Origin of the sequence: Kribbella sp., from assembly GCF_035687465.1 — a bacterium.
Classification (GTDB): Bacteria; Actinomycetota; Actinomycetes; order Propionibacteriales; family Kribbellaceae; genus Kribbella.
On sequence record NZ_DASRXP010000659.1, the window covers coordinates 1 to 15,514 of the forward strand.

16 protein-coding genes, 1 tRNA gene and 1 pseudogene are annotated in these 15,514 nt (G+C 67.6%); 12 read left to right on the top strand and 6 right to left on the bottom strand.

Going from position 1 to position 15,514, the window contains the following annotated elements; translation table 11 throughout:
• A pseudogene (locus VFG33_RS35185) lies at positions 1-958 on the top strand (hypothetical protein); the annotation flags it as partial.
• A gap of 8 nt (positions 959-966) precedes the next feature.
• On the opposite strand, the gene VFG33_RS35190 reads toward VFG33_RS35185, so the two are convergent.
• Entirely contained in the window at positions 967-1,434 is a 468-nt protein-coding gene (locus tag VFG33_RS35190) for a DUF1203 domain-containing protein (RefSeq protein ID WP_325057346.1), read from the bottom strand.
• 87 nt (positions 1,435-1,521) lie between these two features.
• On the opposite strand from VFG33_RS35190, the gene VFG33_RS35195 reads away from it, so the two are divergent.
• On the top strand, positions 1,522-4,059 hold the full coding sequence (locus VFG33_RS35195) for a penicillin acylase family protein (protein WP_325057347.1): 2,538 nt from the start codon (positions 1,522-1,524) through the stop codon (positions 4,057-4,059).
• On the opposite strand, the gene VFG33_RS35200 is transcribed toward VFG33_RS35195, so the two are convergent.
• Positions 4,040-4,609, bottom strand: a complete 570-nt coding sequence (locus tag VFG33_RS35200) for a 5-formyltetrahydrofolate cyclo-ligase (protein WP_325057348.1) — start codon at positions 4,607-4,609, stop codon at positions 4,040-4,042. The genes VFG33_RS35195 and VFG33_RS35200 overlap by 20 nt on opposite strands.
• Before the next feature lie 68 nt (positions 4,610-4,677).
• Between VFG33_RS35200 and VFG33_RS35205 the strand changes: the two genes are divergently transcribed.
• Positions 4,678-6,066 (top strand): UTP--glucose-1-phosphate uridylyltransferase, encoded by a 1,389-nt coding sequence (locus VFG33_RS35205; protein ID WP_325057349.1) that lies wholly within the window; start codon positions 4,678-4,680, stop codon positions 6,064-6,066.
• A 6-nt stretch (positions 6,067-6,072) separates the two neighbouring features.
• On the top strand, positions 6,073-6,549 hold the full coding sequence (locus VFG33_RS35210; RefSeq protein ID WP_325057350.1) for a GNAT family N-acetyltransferase: 477 nt from the start codon (positions 6,073-6,075) through the stop codon (positions 6,547-6,549).
• Here the strand turns inward: VFG33_RS35210 and VFG33_RS35215 are convergent.
• A complete protein-coding gene (locus VFG33_RS35215; protein WP_325057351.1) occupies positions 6,503-7,567 on the bottom strand; it encodes an ArsR/SmtB family transcription factor in 1,065 nt (354 codons plus the stop codon). The two genes, VFG33_RS35210 and VFG33_RS35215, sit on opposite strands and share 47 nt — an antisense overlap.
• Positions 7,568-7,688: 121 nt before the next feature.
• On the opposite strand from VFG33_RS35215, the gene VFG33_RS35220 reads away from it, so the two are divergent.
• The 7 genes from VFG33_RS35220 (at position 7,689) to VFG33_RS35250 (ending at position 13,041) form a co-directional block, all read left to right on the top strand.
• Positions 7,689-9,116 (top strand): alpha/beta hydrolase, encoded by a 1,428-nt coding sequence (locus VFG33_RS35220; protein WP_325057352.1) that lies wholly within the window; start codon positions 7,689-7,691, stop codon positions 9,114-9,116.
• A gap of 66 nt (positions 9,117-9,182) precedes the next feature.
• Positions 9,183-10,409 carry a molybdotransferase-like divisome protein Glp gene (glp, locus tag VFG33_RS35225; protein ID WP_325057353.1) on the top strand — a complete coding sequence of 409 codons (1,227 nt, stop codon included), beginning with the start codon at positions 9,183-9,185 and terminating at the stop codon, positions 10,407-10,409.
• Positions 10,406-10,888, top strand: coding sequence for a cyclic pyranopterin monophosphate synthase MoaC (gene moaC, locus VFG33_RS35230; protein WP_325057354.1), 483 nt, complete (start codon positions 10,406-10,408; stop codon positions 10,886-10,888). The genes glp and moaC overlap by 4 nt, the downstream gene beginning before the upstream one ends.
• On the top strand, positions 10,885-11,373 hold the full coding sequence (locus tag VFG33_RS35235; protein WP_325057355.1) for a MogA/MoaB family molybdenum cofactor biosynthesis protein: 489 nt from the start codon (positions 10,885-10,887) through the stop codon (positions 11,371-11,373). Before moaC ends, VFG33_RS35235 begins: the two co-directional genes overlap by 4 nt.
• Entirely contained in the window at positions 11,373-11,987 is a 615-nt protein-coding gene (locus VFG33_RS35240; RefSeq protein WP_325057356.1) for a GNAT family N-acetyltransferase, read from the top strand. The genes VFG33_RS35235 and VFG33_RS35240 overlap by 1 nt, the downstream gene beginning before the upstream one ends.
• A 98-nt stretch (positions 11,988-12,085) precedes the next feature.
• Positions 12,086-12,910 carry a divisome protein SepX/GlpR gene (sepX, locus tag VFG33_RS35245; RefSeq protein WP_325057357.1) on the top strand — a complete coding sequence of 275 codons (825 nt, stop codon included), beginning with the start codon at positions 12,086-12,088 and terminating at the stop codon, positions 12,908-12,910.
• Between the two features lie 58 nt (positions 12,911-12,968).
• Positions 12,969-13,041 (top strand) — tRNA-Ala (locus tag VFG33_RS35250).
• A gap of 126 nt (positions 13,042-13,167) precedes the next feature.
• Here the strand turns inward: VFG33_RS35250 and VFG33_RS35255 are convergent.
• The 3 genes from VFG33_RS35255 to VFG33_RS35265 all read right to left on the bottom strand — a co-directional run bounded on the left by VFG33_RS35255 (position 13,168) and on the right by VFG33_RS35265 (position 14,863).
• A complete protein-coding gene (locus VFG33_RS35255) occupies positions 13,168-13,569 on the bottom strand; it encodes a hypothetical protein (RefSeq protein ID WP_325057358.1) in 402 nt (133 codons plus the stop codon).
• Positions 13,569-14,159, bottom strand: a complete 591-nt coding sequence (locus VFG33_RS35260) for a nucleotidyltransferase domain-containing protein (protein ID WP_325057359.1) — start codon at positions 14,157-14,159, stop codon at positions 13,569-13,571. The genes VFG33_RS35255 and VFG33_RS35260 overlap by 1 nt, the downstream gene beginning before the upstream one ends.
• 125 nt (positions 14,160-14,284) lie before the next feature.
• Positions 14,285-14,863 carry a helix-turn-helix domain-containing protein gene (locus VFG33_RS35265; protein ID WP_325057360.1) on the bottom strand — a complete coding sequence of 193 codons (579 nt, stop codon included), beginning with the start codon at positions 14,861-14,863 and terminating at the stop codon, positions 14,285-14,287.
• 87 nt (positions 14,864-14,950) lie between these two features.
• Here VFG33_RS35265 and VFG33_RS35270 point away from each other — a divergent pair, with 87 nt between their 5' ends.
• Positions 14,951-15,448, top strand: coding sequence for a DinB family protein (locus VFG33_RS35270; protein ID WP_325057361.1), 498 nt, complete (start codon positions 14,951-14,953; stop codon positions 15,446-15,448).
• Positions 15,449-15,514: the final 66 nt, after the last annotated feature.

The following is a 15,514-nucleotide window of genomic DNA, read 5'->3' on the forward strand; positions in this document are numbered from 1 at the left end:
CTTCCTGACCGGCTTCCTCATCGCCGGCCTGGCAGCGGGCGTCCTGTTCAGGCACCCCGGCTTCAGCCAGCTCTACTTCGTCCGCGCAGCCTTCCCCGTAGCCATAGCGGCCTCTGCCTGGGGCCTGACCATCCTGCTCGACAAGGTTCGCCTCCGCGTCCTGGTTCCCCGTCTCGCCATCGCACTGGCGGCAGGCATGCTGCTGGCAAAGATCATCAGCGCCCTGACGCCCAACAGACCGAACAACAAGGACGGCGTACTCGCGGTCAGCCTCCAGGTGATCTGGCCCTGGCTGGCCGTCTTTGTCGTGGCAGCAGTCGCCGCACTGATCCTGCGGAACACCCGCGAGCGCGCCTTGGCCGCCGGACTCGGAGTACTGGTCGTGTTCGGTGTCAGCGCGGTGTGGATCCCTGAGACAGTGGTGACCACCCTTGCCGACACGGTCTGCGTGTCCGGCCCCGAGCGCCCCGAGTGCAGGCACCCCAGACGGCAGATCCCGACCGGAGGGGCCGAGGCCGCCCGCTACATCAGGGACCACTCGGCAGTCTCCGACCGGCTCGCCACCAACTCGCACTGCACCCCCGTGTACGCCGAGAGGAAGTGCGACGCCCGCAACTTCTGGCTCTCCGGGTACGCCGAACGCCGGGTGCTGGTGGAAGGCTGGGCTTACACCCCGACCGCGCAGAGCCGCAAGGACGGGGACGCCGCGGTCAACGGACCCTTCTGGGACCAGCGGCTGCTCGCAGCGAACGACCGGGCCTTCAAGAATCCGACCAGCGAGGAGCTGGACCTCCTCCGGACCAGGTACAACGTCCGCTGGCTCGTCTTCGACACCAACCTCGACCGGCCGTCGGCCCTGGTCAAGCGGCTCGCCTACCACCGCTACAGCGCCGGCGCGATCGAGGTCTACCAGTTGGCCGCACCCGGCGCGGGACCCCAGCCCGACTCTCCCGGGTAAACCTTGCGTTAAGCCGTGCGCCGCCGGACAGAGAAGTTCCAGCACCCCGCGACCACGTTGCGAACGTGCACGAGTGCCACGGCCGGATCGTCGAAGAGCCGCTTCAACTCGCCCTCGCTGGTCCCCGGCTCAACCAGTACGCCGTCCAGCATCAGCCCGGCCTCGTCGTACGGACGCAGCACCGCATGCCGCTCGAGGAAGTCCGATGGGAAGCCGTCGCCCGCGTAGCCCGGGCACTCCCCGACATGGATGAACACGGGCCCCACCTCGGCATATGCGCCTCCGAGGGGTGATGGCCGATGTGCGATCAGTGAGATCTCCTCACCGGCGACGGACAGCCGCAGGCAGCAGCGCAGGGGAGCGCCGTCCCCAGATATCTGCGGCAGCAACCGGTTGCCGTAGTCGTCATGGCCGTTGCAGCGGATCCGGTCCAGATCGGCGGCCGGCACGGGCAGGTACTCGAGCTCACTGTTCATGTGCATAGAACGTGGACGCCCCTGCGGATGTGAGTCCGGCCTGGATCTGCATTTGGGGTGCGAGGCGGCATTCTCTACGGTTGGTCCGTGCGTCGCCTGCTTCGAGTCACCGTAGTCAGCGGAATCGTGCTCGCCACCTTGCTTCTGGTGGTGGCCGGTACCGGCATCTTCGTCGTCCGTCACAGCTTCCCCACGTACGACGGGACCGTGGAGCTAGCGGGTCTCGACGGGGACGTGGAGGTGGTCCGCGACGCGAACGGCATCCCCCAGATCTACGCGGACAAGCCGGCCGACCTGTTCGCCGCGCAGGGCTATGTCGCCGCGCAGGACCGGTTCTTCGAGATGGACTTCCGCCGCCACGTCACCTCCGGGCGGCTCGCGGAGCTGTTCGGCAAGGACGCGCTGGAGACGGACAAGTTCGTCCGCACGCTCGGCTGGCGCCGGGTCGCCGAGGAGGAGCTGGGTCTGCTCAGCCCGTCCACCCGGCAGTACCTGGACGACTACGCCCGCGGCGTCAACGCCTACCTCGACACCCACTCGGGCTCCGGCCTCAGCCTCGAGTACGCCGTACTGTCGCTGAAGGGCACGGACTACATCCCGGAGCCGTGGACCGCCGCCGACTCGTTGGCCTGGCTCAAGGCGATGGCGTGGGACCTCGGCGGCAATCTGGACGAGGAGATCACCCGGACCAAACTGGCCGCGACCACCAGCGCGGCCAACATCAACTCGCTCTACCCGGCATATCCGTACGACCGGAACGAGCCGATCATCGCCAACGCGTCGTTGGACCAGGACGGCGCCTTCAGCCCGACGCCCCCGGTGGAGACCGAAGCCAATCGCGGGATGTTGACGAAGGACCTGCTGAAGTCCCTCGACAGCGTCGACAAGGTGATCAAGGGACTGCCGCAACTGCTCGGCCGCGGCGACGGGATCGGCTCCAACTCGTGGGTGGTGTCCGGTGAGCACACCACCACCGGCAAACCGCTGCTGGCGAACGACCCGCACCTCGGCGCGACGATGCCCGGCATCTGGACCCAGGTCGGGCTGCACTGCAACAAGTTCAGCCCGCAGTGCCCGTACGACGTGTCCGGCTTCAGCTTCTCCGGTCTGCCGGGCGTGGTGATCGGTCACAACAGCTCGATCTCCTGGGGCTTCACCAACCTCAATCCCGACGTGATGGACCTCTACCTGGAGCGGTTGACCGGCGACGGCGTGCTCTACAACGGCAAGGTCGAGCCGCTGACCACCCGGACCGAGACCTTCAAGGTGGCCGGTCAGGACGAGGAGGAGAAGATCACCGTCCGGTCGACCCGGCACGGTCCGCTCATCTCCGACACCGACGACGACGCCAAGGAGGCCGGCGAGCTCGCCGCGAAGGGCAAGAGCACCGAGCCGTACGGCATCGCGCTGCGCTGGACCGCCCTCACTCCGGGCCGGACAGCGGACGCGATCTTCGCGATCGACCGGGCCCAGACCTGGAAGGCGTTCCGCTCCGCGGCGACCCTGTTCGAGGTCCCCTCGCAGAACCTGGTGTACGCCGATCGCGAGGGGCACATCGGCTACCAGGCTCCTGGCAAGGTGCCGATCCGCCGGGCCGGCGCCGGCACCGGAGACTGGCCCGTGCCCGGCTGGGACCCGAAGTACGAGTGGGCCGGGTTCATCCCGTTCCAGGCGATGCCGACCGAGTACGACCCGGCCGACGGGATCATCGTGACGGCGAACCAGGCCGTCGTACCGAAGTCGTACAAGTACACGCTTTCCAACGACTGGGACTACGGGTATCGATCTCAGCAGATCCTCGACCGGATCCGGAAGGCCGGCAAGCTGGACGCGAACGCGATGGCGTCGATCCAGCTGGACACCAAGAACCGCAACGCCGAGACGCTGGTGCCGTACCTGCTCCGGATCGGGATCAACGACGACTTCGACAAGCAGGGCCAGGACACGCTCCGCGGCTGGGACTTCACCCAGCCGGCCGACTCCGCGCCGGCGGCGTACTTCAACATCGTCTGGCGCAACCTGCTCGCGCTCACCTTCCACGACCAGATGCCGGAGTCGGTCTGGCCGGACGGCGGCTCGCGCTGGTTCGAGGTGATCCGCAACCTGCTGGTGCAGCCGAACAGTTCGTGGTGGGACGACCTGCGGACGCCGCAACGGGAGAGTCGCGACGACATCCTGCGCGAGGCGCTGGTGGAGGGGCGGGCCGAGATCACCACGAAGATGGCCCGGGAGCCCGCGAACTGGCAGTGGGGCCGGCTGCACAAGCTGACCCTGACGAACCAGACGCTGGGCAAGTCCGGCATCGGCCTGGTGGACCGGTTGTTCAACCGCGGCCCGTACGAGTTGGGCGGCGGCTCGTCCACGGTCGACGCGACCGCCTGGGACGCGTCTGAGGACTACACCGTTACCGCCACGCCGTCGATGCGGATGGTCGTCGACCTGTCCGACTTCGACAAGTCCCGCTGGATCAACCTGACCGGCGTCTCCGGGCACGCGTTCACCTCGAACTACACCGATCAGACAGACCTGTGGCTGAAGGGAGAAACCCTGCCCTGGGCCTTCTCCAAGGGCGCGGTCGAGGCCAAACGCGAACACACTCTGACGATCACCAAGCCCGAGCGGTAAGCCTGATCAGTCGCGTAGGAGTGAGGGCTGCCTGGACCGGGTGGTCGTGGGGGTCGGCCGGGACCTCGTCGAGGATCTCGGTGTCGTAGACGATCGCCCAGATCGGCGTACCAGGGGAGAGGCGGGCCAGGGCTCTGTCGTAGGACCCGCCGCCACGACCCAGCCGTACGCCGTACCGGTCGACCGCGAGCGCCGGGCAGATCACCAGGTCCGCGGTGCTGATGGCGTCGGGTCCGAGGTCGACTGGTGGTTCCGACAGTCCGAGCCGGCCAGGAACCAGGTCGGCTGCGCCTGGTGCGATACCCCAGCCGAGGTCGTTGTCGGCGTACAGGATCGGGAGCAGGACTTCCTTGCCGGTCGCAAGTAACCAGTCGATCAGCGGCCCGGTCTGCGGCTCCGGACCCCGCGACACATACAGGGCAATCCGAGCTGCGGCTGTGAGGTCGGGCTGCGACCGTGCAACCTCGAGCAGGCTTTGTCCTGAGTTGATTGTCGAGGACCCGCGCGCGGCCAGCAGTTCGGCTCTTAACGCAGCCTTCGGGAAGTTCACAGCCAGATCTTAGGCGCCGGGTGACCCGCGTAACGGCGTTGTCATCCGCACTCGCCTAGTGTTGGTCCATGAGTGAGGCAGGTCTCCATCAGGCACAGGAGAAGATGCGCGCGGCCGGTGCGGCCGACGTCGCGATCAAGGTCTTCTCGCACTACTACCGGTTGCTCGAGTCGGGGCAGCAGGGCACGATCCGCGAGGACGAGATCGAACCGGTGGGTGATCTGCCCCATCTGGAACACCTCGACGCCGACGATGAGTCGATGCGGGCCGGGCTGGCCGAGACAGTGGTGATCAAGCTCAACGGCGGTCTCGGGACCTCGATGGGCGTCACCGGGCCGAAGTCCGCGCTGCCGGTGAAGGACGGGCTGACCTTCCTCGACATCATCGCCCGGCAGATCCTCACCACCCGCAAGACCTACGGCGTTCGGTTGCCGTTGGTGCTGATGAACTCCTTCCGCACCAAGGAGGAATCCCTGGCTGTGCTCAGCGAGTACTCCGACCTGCCGGTCGACGGACTACCACTGGACTTCCTGCAGAACATGGAGCCCAAGCTGCTCGAGGCCGACCTGACCCCGGCCGAGTGGCCCGCCGACCCCGAGTTGGCGTGGTGTCCGCCGGGTCATGGCGACCTGTTCACCGCCCTGGTCGCCTCCGGCACTCTCGACGTCCTGCGGGAGCACGGTTTCAAGCATGCGTTCATTTCGAACGCGGACAATCTCGGCGCGACCCCCGACGGCCGGATCGCCGCGTGGATGGTCGAGCACGACGTCCCGTTCGGGATGGAGGTCTGCCGGCGAACCAGGTCCGATCGCAAGGGCGGCCACGTCGCCATACGGAAGTCCGACGGCCGGCTGATCCTGCGCGACAGCGCCCAGGTGCACCCGGACGACAGCAAGTCCTTCCAGGACATCACCCGGCACACGACCTTCAACACGAACAACCTGTGGATCGACCTCGACCAGCTGGCCGACCTGATGGCCAGCCACCACGGCGTGCTCGGCCTGCCGATCATCGTGAACCACAAGACGGTCGACCCGGCTGACGCTGACTCGCCGAAGGTGATCCAGTTGGAGACCGGCATGGGCACAGCGATCGAGACCTTCGAGGGATCCCAGGCGGTGATCGTGGACCGAAGCCGGTTCAAGCCGGTCAAGACCACGAACGACCTGCTGGTACTGCGGTCCGACGTGTACGAACTGGACGAGGCGGGGGACCTGACCACCACCCACGAGGGAGACGAGCCCTATGTGGACCTCGACCCGGAGTACTTCAAGATCCTGGCGGACTTCGAGTCCCGGTTCGCGGCCGGACCGCCGTCGCTGGTCCGGGCGGATCGGCTCGAGGTGCGTGGTGATGTTGCCTTCGGCAAGGAGGTCGTCGTGATCGGCGACGTTGACGTGGAGGCGCAGGCAGGGGAGAAGCTGGAGATCGCCGACGGCACCGTGCTGCGCGGCTGATGCGTAGTGTCCGACCTGCTGATCCGGCCGTTGGAGCCGTACGACACCGAGGAGGCCGCCGCGGTCTGGTGGCGGTCGCGACATGCGGTCGGCTCACAGTTGCCGCCGGCGATCCACACGGAGACAGAGGTCCGTAAGTGGTTCGCCGACGTGCTGTTGCCGGACGGGCAGAGCTGGGTCGCGCTGGACGATGGGCAGATCATCGCTGTGCTCACGCTCGACGGGGACGACCTCGACCAGCTGTACGTCGCCCCGGATTTGGCGGGCCAGGGAGTTGGTTCGGCGCTGGTGGACCTGGCGAAGGACCTCCGGCCGGGTGGGCTGGCTTTGTGGACGTTCCAGAGCAACACCCGGGCCCAGGCCTTCTACCGACACCATGGCTTCACCGAAGTACGCCGTACCGACGGCTCAGCCAACGAGGAGCGCGTCCCGGACGTCAGGATGGTGTGGGGCGGGCATCCCGAGGCAGTGCCGCAACGGTGAACCGGTCCGCGGCCGGTGTCCGGGCGTAGTACACCTCCCGGCCGAGACGACGGCGCTCGACCAGGCCGCTGCTGTGCAGTCTGCCCAGGTGGTACGACACGGTCGCCTTGGACAGTCCGAGGCGGGCCGCGAGGTTGTGGCCCGACTGGGGAACCTCGAGGGCAGCGAGCAGACGATGCCTCGTGCCCAGTCCGTCGGGAAGGGTGATCGCTGGCGACTCGCCCGATGCGCGCGGTCCGACCACGATCCCGCGCCCGCGGCAGGGATAGCCGATCACCAGGTCGTCGCCGGAGACGACGAGCGAGCGGCCCTGGTCGAGCAGGACCACAGGCGCCAGCACGATGCGACTCCTGACGTTCGACAGGTCGAGCTCGAGCGGCGAATCGATCCGCGCCGCCTTGCCGTCCCACTCCTCGCCGTCGACCAGCTCAAGGGCCGCCGATGACATCCCGGCCGACTTCACCAGTTGCAGCCGGTGCATCACGTCGGTCTCGGTCACCGACCGGATCAGCGGCCAGCTAGGGGCGATGACCAACTGCCAGACCTCTTGCAGCGCGTCCTGCGCGGCGGCCAGTAGCGGCGCGCTGTCACCGGCCCAGGCCGCTCGAGCGAGCTTGTTCGGCTCCTTGCGCCACTTGTCCGCAACAGCCGGTACTGCGCCCATTCGGCAGGCGAAGACTTCATCGACCGGCCCCAGCCGATAGGTGAGTCGCAGTTGGTCGCGCAGGACGGCGCGTGGAGTCGCGGCGACCGCAGCCAGCTCTGTCTCGGCACTGGGGCGGTACTGATCTGTGAGTGGCAGCAGGAAGTCCGGGATCGAGTGCGTGGACGGATCGATCAGGTCGACCAGCAACGCGCGGGAGTCAGCCGAGACCTGGGACCACCGGTCCTTCAACCAGGCCGGGAGCTGCTGGGGACGCTGCTGGACCCACAGCACCGCCTGCACGACATGCAGCAGCGGTGACACCGTGAAGCGCAGCGTTGACAACTGCTGGTCGTTCAACCCGAGCCGGATCATCGCAGTCCCTCCCCGAGCCCCATCATCGCCCGTGGAAGGTTCGAAGGTCTCTAATCGATGGCGGTCGACCTTGCGGCCGGGTGAGGTTGGCCTCCAACGCCCGACCGGTTTGGAGCCCACCATGCGCGGACGCCGCAGTGCCGTTGTCCTGACAGCCGTCCTGACCGCCGGTCTGCTGCTGGGCGGCAGCTCGGCCCAAGCCGAGCCCACCCCCGCGTCCGCACCTCCCGCTGCGTCCGCCGATGCTGCTCCGGCAGCGGATCCTGCTTCGAGGTGGACCGGGCTCAGTCCTTGCGTCGAGCCCACGTTGACCTCCTACCTGTGCGGCAAGCTGACAGTCCGGCTGGATCGCAATGACAAGCGCAGCAGGACTCTCGACCTGCCGGTCCTGGTGGCGGGCAATCCGCAGGCGGACCGGACGATGCTGCTGCTCACCGGCGGTCCGGGCCAGCCCGGGCCGCGTCTTGCCCCGCGCGTACTCCGCGCGTTCGAGGGAATCGCGAACGACTACCGGATCGTCATGCTCGACCAGCGGGGTACCGGCGCTAACGCTCTGAACTGCCCGGAGCTGCAGGAAGAGCGGGGCGGCTCCGACCTTCGAGTGCCGAGCCGCGCTGCGGTGCTGGCTTGCGCGGCGACGCTCGGCCCCGACCGCGAGCACTATGCGACGACCGACTCCGTTGCTGACTTCGAGGACCTCCGGCGCGCGTTGAGGGTGGACAAGTGGGCGGTCGACGGTGTCTCCTACGGCACCTACACCGCCCAGCGGTACGCCGCCGCTCACCGAACCAAGGTCACTCACCTGGTACTCGACTCGGTGGTACCGGTCGATGCCTTCCGCGCCGACCTGGCGGAGACGTTCCCGGACTTCGCACGGGTCCTGCGGGACGTCTGCGCCACCCCCGGCCGCGGTTGCCCCGGCGACCCGGCGGCAGACCTTGCCGCCGTACTACGACGTACTCCGGCGCTCGGACCGCAGTTGCTCGAGATGGTCACGATGATGAGTTACGTCGATCCGGCTCGCTACTTGTTCGCCCCTGAGGCTCTGCACGATGCGGCCGGCGGCGATGACACCCGACTGCGGGAACTCATCGCACTGGTCGACCAGTTCAGCGAGGCGCCGGCCTCGGAGTACAGCCAGGGCATCCAGGCGTCGACACTGTGTCTCGACCTGGACTTCCCCTGGGGCAGCGCTCAGGCGCCCGAGCACTCCCGGGCCCGCAAGGCCGATCGAGCCGTCAGCCTGCTCAAGCCCGGGCAGCTCTGGCCGTTCAACGCCGAGACGGCGCGGGGGAACGGCGAGATGGTGATGTGCGAGCACTGGCCCAAGGTCAAGGACCCTGAGGTCCGAGGGTTGTCACTGGTCGGGGTCAAGGCCTTGCTGGTGCACGGTGAACGCGACCTCGGTACGCCGCTGGTGTGGGCGCGCGAGGCTCATCGGGACATCCCCGGGTCGCGGCTCGTGGTGGTGCCGGACGGCGGGCACTCCCTGCAGGTGAGCGGAGCGGGAACTGTGCGGCAGACCGTCACGGAGTTCCTCCTGGGCTGACGGCCTACGCACGGTCGGCAGAGCGCATGGTCGGGGGAGCGCACCCCGAAAGATAGAGTCAGCCGGGTGAAACGCAGTGTTGACGAGCATCTGGAAGCAGTACTCGGCAGGGTGAGGCCGCTGCCGCCGTTCGAGCAGCCGTTGATGGAGGCGCTCGGGCTGGTGCTCTGTGAGGACATCGTGTCCGGCGTGAGCCTGCCGGGCTTCGACAACTCGGCCATGGACGGCTATGCCGTGCAGGCCAAGGATCTGGACGGGGCAAGTCAGGAAAGCCCGGTCACGCTCCCCGTGGTGGGAGAGGTCGCTGCCGGACGCACCGAGCCCATCGTGGTCAGTCCGGGGACGGCAGTACGGATCATGACCGGCGCACAGGTACCCCGTGGCGCCGACAGCGTCGTACCGGTTGAGTGGACAGATGGTGGAACGGTCAGCGTGCGCATTGCGCAGCAGCCGTCGCTAGGGGCCTCCGTACGCCGAGCCGGGGAGGACCTGCAGGCGGGTGACAAGGTTTTGGACCGCGACACCGTGCTGGGCCCCCGACAGATCGCAGTACTCGCAGCGGTCGGCCGGGCCCGGGTCAAGGTGCGCCCACGGCCCCGGGTGGTCGTTGTGTCGACCGGCGCCGAACTGCGTGAGCCTGGTGTGCGTCTGGGTGGCGGGCAGATCTACGACTCGAACAGCTACACGTTGGCGGCCGCAGCCCGGCAGGCGGGCGCTGTGGTCTACCGGGTCGGCATCGTTGACGACGACCCGAAGAAGATCCTGGACACGTTGTCGGACCAGCTTGTGCGGGCCGACCTGGTGATCACCTCCGGTGGTGTCAGCAAGGGCGCGTACGACGTGGTCAAGGAAGTGCTGACCAAGCTGGGCACCATCGACTTCCCCGAGGTCGCGATGCAGCCGGGTAAGCCGCAGGGGTTCGGCGTGATGGGCGACGACGAGGTGCCGATCTTCACGCTGCCCGGCAACCCGGTGTCGGCGTACGTGTCGTTCGAGGTGTTCGTCCGGCCGGCGCTGCGCAAGCTGATGGGGGCGATGCCGTACGGCCGTACGCCGGTGCAGGCGGTGGCGCTGGACGGGTTCTCCTCACCCGCCGGCCGACGGCAGTTCGTCCGGGCGGCGGCCTCCTCCGGCGATCAGGGCTGGATGGCCAGTACAGTCGGCGGGCACGGGTCCCACCTGCTCGGCGGGTTGAGCCGTTCGAACGCCCTGATCGTGGTGCCCGAGGACGTCACCACCGTCCGGGCCGGCGAGCAGGTGGAGCTGTTGCTGCTGGACGAGGAGACCGGATGACCGACTCGCAGTACGGGCTGACGCACGTCGACGCCTCCGGCGCGGCCCGCATGGTCGACGTCTCCGCCAAGTCCGAGAGCGCCCGGCGAGCCGTTGCCACGGGCAAGGTCTTCGTCTCGGCCGAGGTGGTCGCTGCGCTTCGTGGTGACGGAGTACCGAAGGGTGATGCTCTGGCCGTGGCCAGGATCGCGGGGATCATGGGGGCGAAGCGGACGCCGGACCTGATTCCGTTGTGTCACCCGATTGCCATTACCGGGGTGACGCTCGACCTGCAGGTGGCGGACGACGCAGTACTGATCGAGGCCGCTGTGAAGACCACGGATCGCACTGGGGTCGAGATGGAGGCTCTGACCGCAGTGACGGTTGCTGGGCTGGCTGTCATCGACATGGTGAAGGCGCTCGACCCTGCGGCCGTGCTGTCCGACGTACGGGTGGAGACCAAGGACGGCGGCAAGACCGGGCATTGGGAGCGGCCGTGAGAGCCCTGGTCGTCAGCATCTCGAACCGCGCTGCTGCAGGCGTCTACTCGGATACCACCGGCCCACTGATCGTCGAAGGGCTTACTGCGTGGGGTTTCGACACCGACGGGCCGCAGGTAGTGCCCGACGGCGCTCCTGTCGGCGAGGCGCTGATGGCGGCGGTCGAAGCGTCGTACGACGTAGTGGTGACGACCGGCGGTACGGGGATCTCGCCTACGGACGAGACGCCGGAGCGTACGTCGGCAGTGCTGGACTTGGAGATCCCCGGGATCGCTGAGGCCATCCGTTCTTACGGCATAGCCAATGGGATCCCCACTGCTGCTCTGTCGCGGGGTGTAGCCGGTGTGGCCGGCAAGACGGTCATTGTGAACCTCCCTGGTTCGCGTGGTGGGGTGAAGGACGGCCTGGCCGTACTCGAGCCGCTCCTGGTGCATGCGGTCGAGCAAGTGGGTGGCGGCGACCACCTACGGACGGACCAGGACTAATGGCAGTCGTCCACTGGCCCGTGGAGCTCCAGCACGGGCAGGTCGGCCTACGACCGCTCCGGGCCGGCGACGGGGCCGAGTGGGCGGCCGCCCGCCAGCGCAACGTCAGCTGGCTCCGCCCGTGGGACGCGACCCAGCCGCCCGGTGCCGAGGATGGCGCACGCACTTTCCGAGCGATGGCACGCGACTGGAACCGCCAGGCCCGCTACGGCCGGATGCTCCCTTTTGTGATCGCGTACGCCGGTGCGGCTGCAGGTCCGAGGGCGAAGTGGCCGCTGGTCGGGCAGCTGACGGTGTCGGGCATCACGTACGGCTCGGCTCGCTGGGCGAATCTCGGCTACTGGGTGGACGAGCAGTACGCGGGTCGTGGCATCGTGCCGACCGCTGTAGCCCTGGCTGCGGACCACTGTTGGTTTACGCTCGGTCTGCACCGTCTCGAGGTGGCGATCCGCCCGGAGAACAAGGCAAGTCTGCGGGTGGTGGAGAAGCTCGGCTTCCGGTACGAAGGCGACCGGCCGCGCTTCCTGCACATCGACGGCAACTGGCGGGACCACCGCATCTTCGCGCTCAACGCGGAGGAGGTCGGGCCGGGTCTGGTTGCCCGATTGACCTGACTACGGAGCGTGGCTATTCACACCAGTCACACGAGTCTTCTTGCGACACACCGCCCGACGTACCCCAAGTGAACCGCTCGTGGTCTTAGCGTCGTCGCATGGGGACGACAGGACTGATCTATGTGGCGATCGTCGCCGCGTGGGCTGCCTACCTCGTCCCGATGCTGCTGAAGCGCAACGACGAGGTGAGCCGGCGCCGCTCGGCGGAGAATGTCTCGTCGTCTGCCGCGCGCGTTCTGTCGCGGCAGGACGGCGTGCAGTCACGTACTCGCTATGCGGTGCGCCCTCCCGCGTCCAGCTCGGGCTCCTCGGCTGAGACTGTCACGGCGGACCCGTCGCCGCCGCTGCGCTTCGCCCCGAACCGAGCCCGCCGGGTGGCCGCAATGCGCCGCCGGCGGGTGCTGTCGATCCTGACCCTTTCACTGCTTTCGGTGACCGCGCTGGCCGGCCTCGGCATGCTGCTGTGGTGGACAGTCGCTCTTCCGGGCTCGGTGATTGTCGCCTTCATCGTGCTGACCCGGATTCAGCTCCGCCGCCACGCCCGCACGCGTGCACGACTTGCCGCCAAGCGCCGGGCGCAGGCAGAAGCCCGCCACGATCGCGGTCCGGCAACCGCACCCGTCTCGCCGGACCAGGAGATGACGGTCGAGGTCAAGCTCCCGGTCGCGCCGGAGCCGGTCGTCGCCGAGACCAAGCCCGAGCCCGCCGAAGGCCTGTGGGACCCCGTGCCGATGACGCTCCCGACGTACGTGATGAAGGAGAAGGCCCCCGACCGGACGGTCCGCACCATCAGCCTGTCCGGCCCTGAAGTCTTCTCCTCGGCCCGTACCGCGGACCCCGAGCCCGAGGCGGCCCCCGCAGTACCGGAACCCGCCCCAGCCCCGCCCGAAGAGCAGGAGATCCGTCGAGCGGTAGGCGACTGATCCGGTTTCAGACAGCGACCATCTGCGTGTTAGAGTTTCGCGGTCGCAAGGCAAACCTGGGGCTGTGGCGCAGTTGGTAGCGCGCTTCGTTCGCAACGAAGAGGCCAGGGGTTCGAATCCCCTCAGCTCCACCCAGGTCAGAGGCCCTTTCCGAGTCATCGGGGAGGGCTTCCGCTTGTCGTACAGCAGTGAAGTACAGCTCGCCGACGAATGCGCCGATGTATCGGCCACCTGGTCCGGCGCGTCAACGTGGCCGGTCAGCGTCCGAGGCGCACGATCTCGACCGCAAGCTCCACCAGTGTGCGCGCCCGGCGGACCAGGGGTTCGGCCTTGATCGCGGTCACCACGTCTGTCCCGTACTCGACCTCACCTTTGGCCGCGACCAATTCACGCAGCGCCCTTTCGCCTGCGGCGGCCTCGGCTCGTTTGGCCAGCGACTGTCGGAGTTCCTTCGCCGCGGTGGCGTGATCCTTCTTCTTGCTTGTCGAACCGGTGAGCGCGGTGACGATCGCATCCTTCGCGCTGATTCCGGCGTGGATCGCGTCGCCGGCTGCTGGGGTGTACCGCTGGGCGGCAAGGTTGGCTTCGGCCGAGGCGAGATACTCCTCGGCCTTCTTGAGGAAGCTCTTGGCGTGGTTGCGCTGCTCGGCCGTGGCCATCACGCGGCTCCGTGCTGGACTCGCGGCTTGGTACCGATCAGCGCGACGCCGTCACGGACGATGTCGCTGACGACCGGCTCCCCCGAGGCAGCCAGCCGATGGAAGTCGGCCTCGGTTAAGACGAGGACATCGCAATCGTTGCCGAGATGCATACGGACGCTGTCCTCAAGCTCAACGCGGTTGTTCCAGTCAGGCGGCGCAATGACGGCTAGGTCGATGTCACTGTCCGGCGTTGCCTCTCCGCGAGCGATCGACCCGAAGAGGAGCACCGCCTGCACGTCGCCGTCGGTCACCGCGCTGACCGCTTCTCGCAGGGCTGTCACTGGGTCCAGCAGAGTCCGCAGCGGAGCCACCGAGGCGTGCTCCTCGTTGATGGTGTGTACGCCGGCCCGCCCGATGGTCTGGGTCTCCACCAGGCCGAGCTTGGTCAGCGACTTCAGGGCTTGTTGGACTGTCCATAGGCTGTAGCCGTCGCTGAGCAGGCTATGGATCTGTCGCCCGGTCAGGGGTACGTCGGTGCGCAGCAGGGTCGCGAGCACTGCGCCACGCGCCCCGGGAATGATCCCGCCGAACGGCTCATTGAAGAACATGTGACCATACTACCAGTCATATGAAAGGTGTGACAGTCACATGACAGGTGAAGTTGGCTGCAAAGAAGGTGGCCGTCTTGTTACCGAATGTAGGCCGAACGCAACAATCTGTACCACTGGCTGTGCTAGCGATGGACTTTTGAGAGGTGGGTGCGTTCTCCTTGGGGGCCGAAGAGGGTGAGTAGTTCGGCGGGCTGGTCGGTGGCGCTGCTGATCGCGTGGGGGAGGCGGGTGTCGAATTCGGCGACTTCACCGGCGCCGAGGCGGAGGTCCTGCTCGCCGAGGATGAAGCGGACCTGCCCGTTGAGGACGTAGAACCACTCGTAGCCCTCGTGGGTCTGCAGTTTCGTCGGGCGCGATCGGCTCGCTGGGGGATAGATCACCTTGTAGGCCTGGATCCCACCGGCCCGCTTGGTCAGCGGCACCACGACCAGCCCGAAACGCCGTACCGGCCGAAGATGGATGCGGGGATCGCCGGTCGGCGGCGCCTGGACCAGGTCGTCCAGCGGGACGCCGTGTGCCCTGGCCAGCGGCAGCAGTTGCTCCAGCGTGGGCCGGAGTTTCCCGTTCTCGAGCCGGGACAAGGTGCTCGGTGTGAGACCGGTCGCGGCGGCGAGGTCCGCCAGCGTCACTCCGCCGGCCCGGCGCAGCGCTCGCAGTCGTGGCCCGACTTCGGTGAGGACGTCTTCTTCGGTTCTGCCCATGTGGGCCATCATGCGGATCCGCAATTTTTCTTGCAAGATCGGTCGTTCGCTCAGCATGCTGGCGACGGACCCGACGAAAGGAAAGTGATGCCGTCCACCCGCAGGCGAAAGTCCGAGGACACCGGCCCGCCCGGGATCGATGGTGACGAGAAGGCCACTCTGGTCGCCTTCCTCGACTATCTGCGAGGTGCCATCGCGGACAAGGTGGTGGGCGCACCAGAACCGCTGGTACGGACTGCCGGAGTTGCCTCGGGCACCAATGTCCTCGGCCTGGTCAAGCACCTGACCTTCGTCGAACGGTTCTACTTCCTGGGCGAGGACGTCCGCAACTGGAACGCCACCCAACTGCCTGACCCCACAGACACGATCGACACCGTGACCGCGGCGTACCGGGAGGCCATTGGCCGGTCGAACGCGATCATCGACACCTATACCGACCTCAGCCTCCCTGCGCCCAAGACCCCGCGAAAAGGCAAGCCGCCGTCGATGAGGTGGCTCCTGGTGCACATGATCGAGGAGACCGGCCGCCATGCGGGCCACGCCGACATCCTCCGCGAACAGCTCGACAACACCACCGGCCGCTGAGACCGCCGATCAGACCTCGACTCAGGGGGTCGGCAAAGTCGCGATGAATGGGTTGCGGGTTGGCGA

Coding starts and splice junctions, on each gene's coding strand:
- VFG33_RS35215 (WP_325057351.1), bottom strand. CDS start 7,567: ATGATCCGGCTCGGGTTGAACGACCAGCAGTTGTCAACGCTGCGCTTC.
- VFG33_RS35260 (WP_325057359.1), bottom strand. CDS start 14,159: ATGTTCTTCAATGAGCCGTTCGGCGGGATCATTCCCGGGGCGCGTGGC.
- VFG33_RS35255 (WP_325057358.1), bottom strand. CDS start 13,569: ATGGCCACGGCCGAGCAGCGCAACCACGCCAAGAGCTTCCTCAAGAAG.
- VFG33_RS35190 (WP_325057346.1), bottom strand. CDS start 1,434: ATGAACAGTGAGCTCGAGTACCTGCCCGTGCCGGCCGCCGATCTGGAC.
- VFG33_RS35270 (WP_325057361.1), top strand. CDS start 14,951: ATGCCGTCCACCCGCAGGCGAAAGTCCGAGGACACCGGCCCGCCCGGG.
- VFG33_RS35265 (WP_325057360.1), bottom strand. CDS start 14,863: ATGGGCAGAACCGAAGAAGACGTCCTCACCGAAGTCGGGCCACGACTG.
- sepX (WP_325057357.1), top strand. CDS start 12,086: ATGGGGACGACAGGACTGATCTATGTGGCGATCGTCGCCGCGTGGGCT.
- VFG33_RS35205 (WP_325057349.1), top strand. CDS start 4,678: ATGAGTGAGGCAGGTCTCCATCAGGCACAGGAGAAGATGCGCGCGGCC.
- VFG33_RS35220 (WP_325057352.1), top strand. CDS start 7,689: ATGCGCGGACGCCGCAGTGCCGTTGTCCTGACAGCCGTCCTGACCGCC.
- moaC (WP_325057354.1), top strand. CDS start 10,406: ATGACCGACTCGCAGTACGGGCTGACGCACGTCGACGCCTCCGGCGCG.
- VFG33_RS35240 (WP_325057356.1), top strand. CDS start 11,373: ATGGCAGTCGTCCACTGGCCCGTGGAGCTCCAGCACGGGCAGGTCGGC.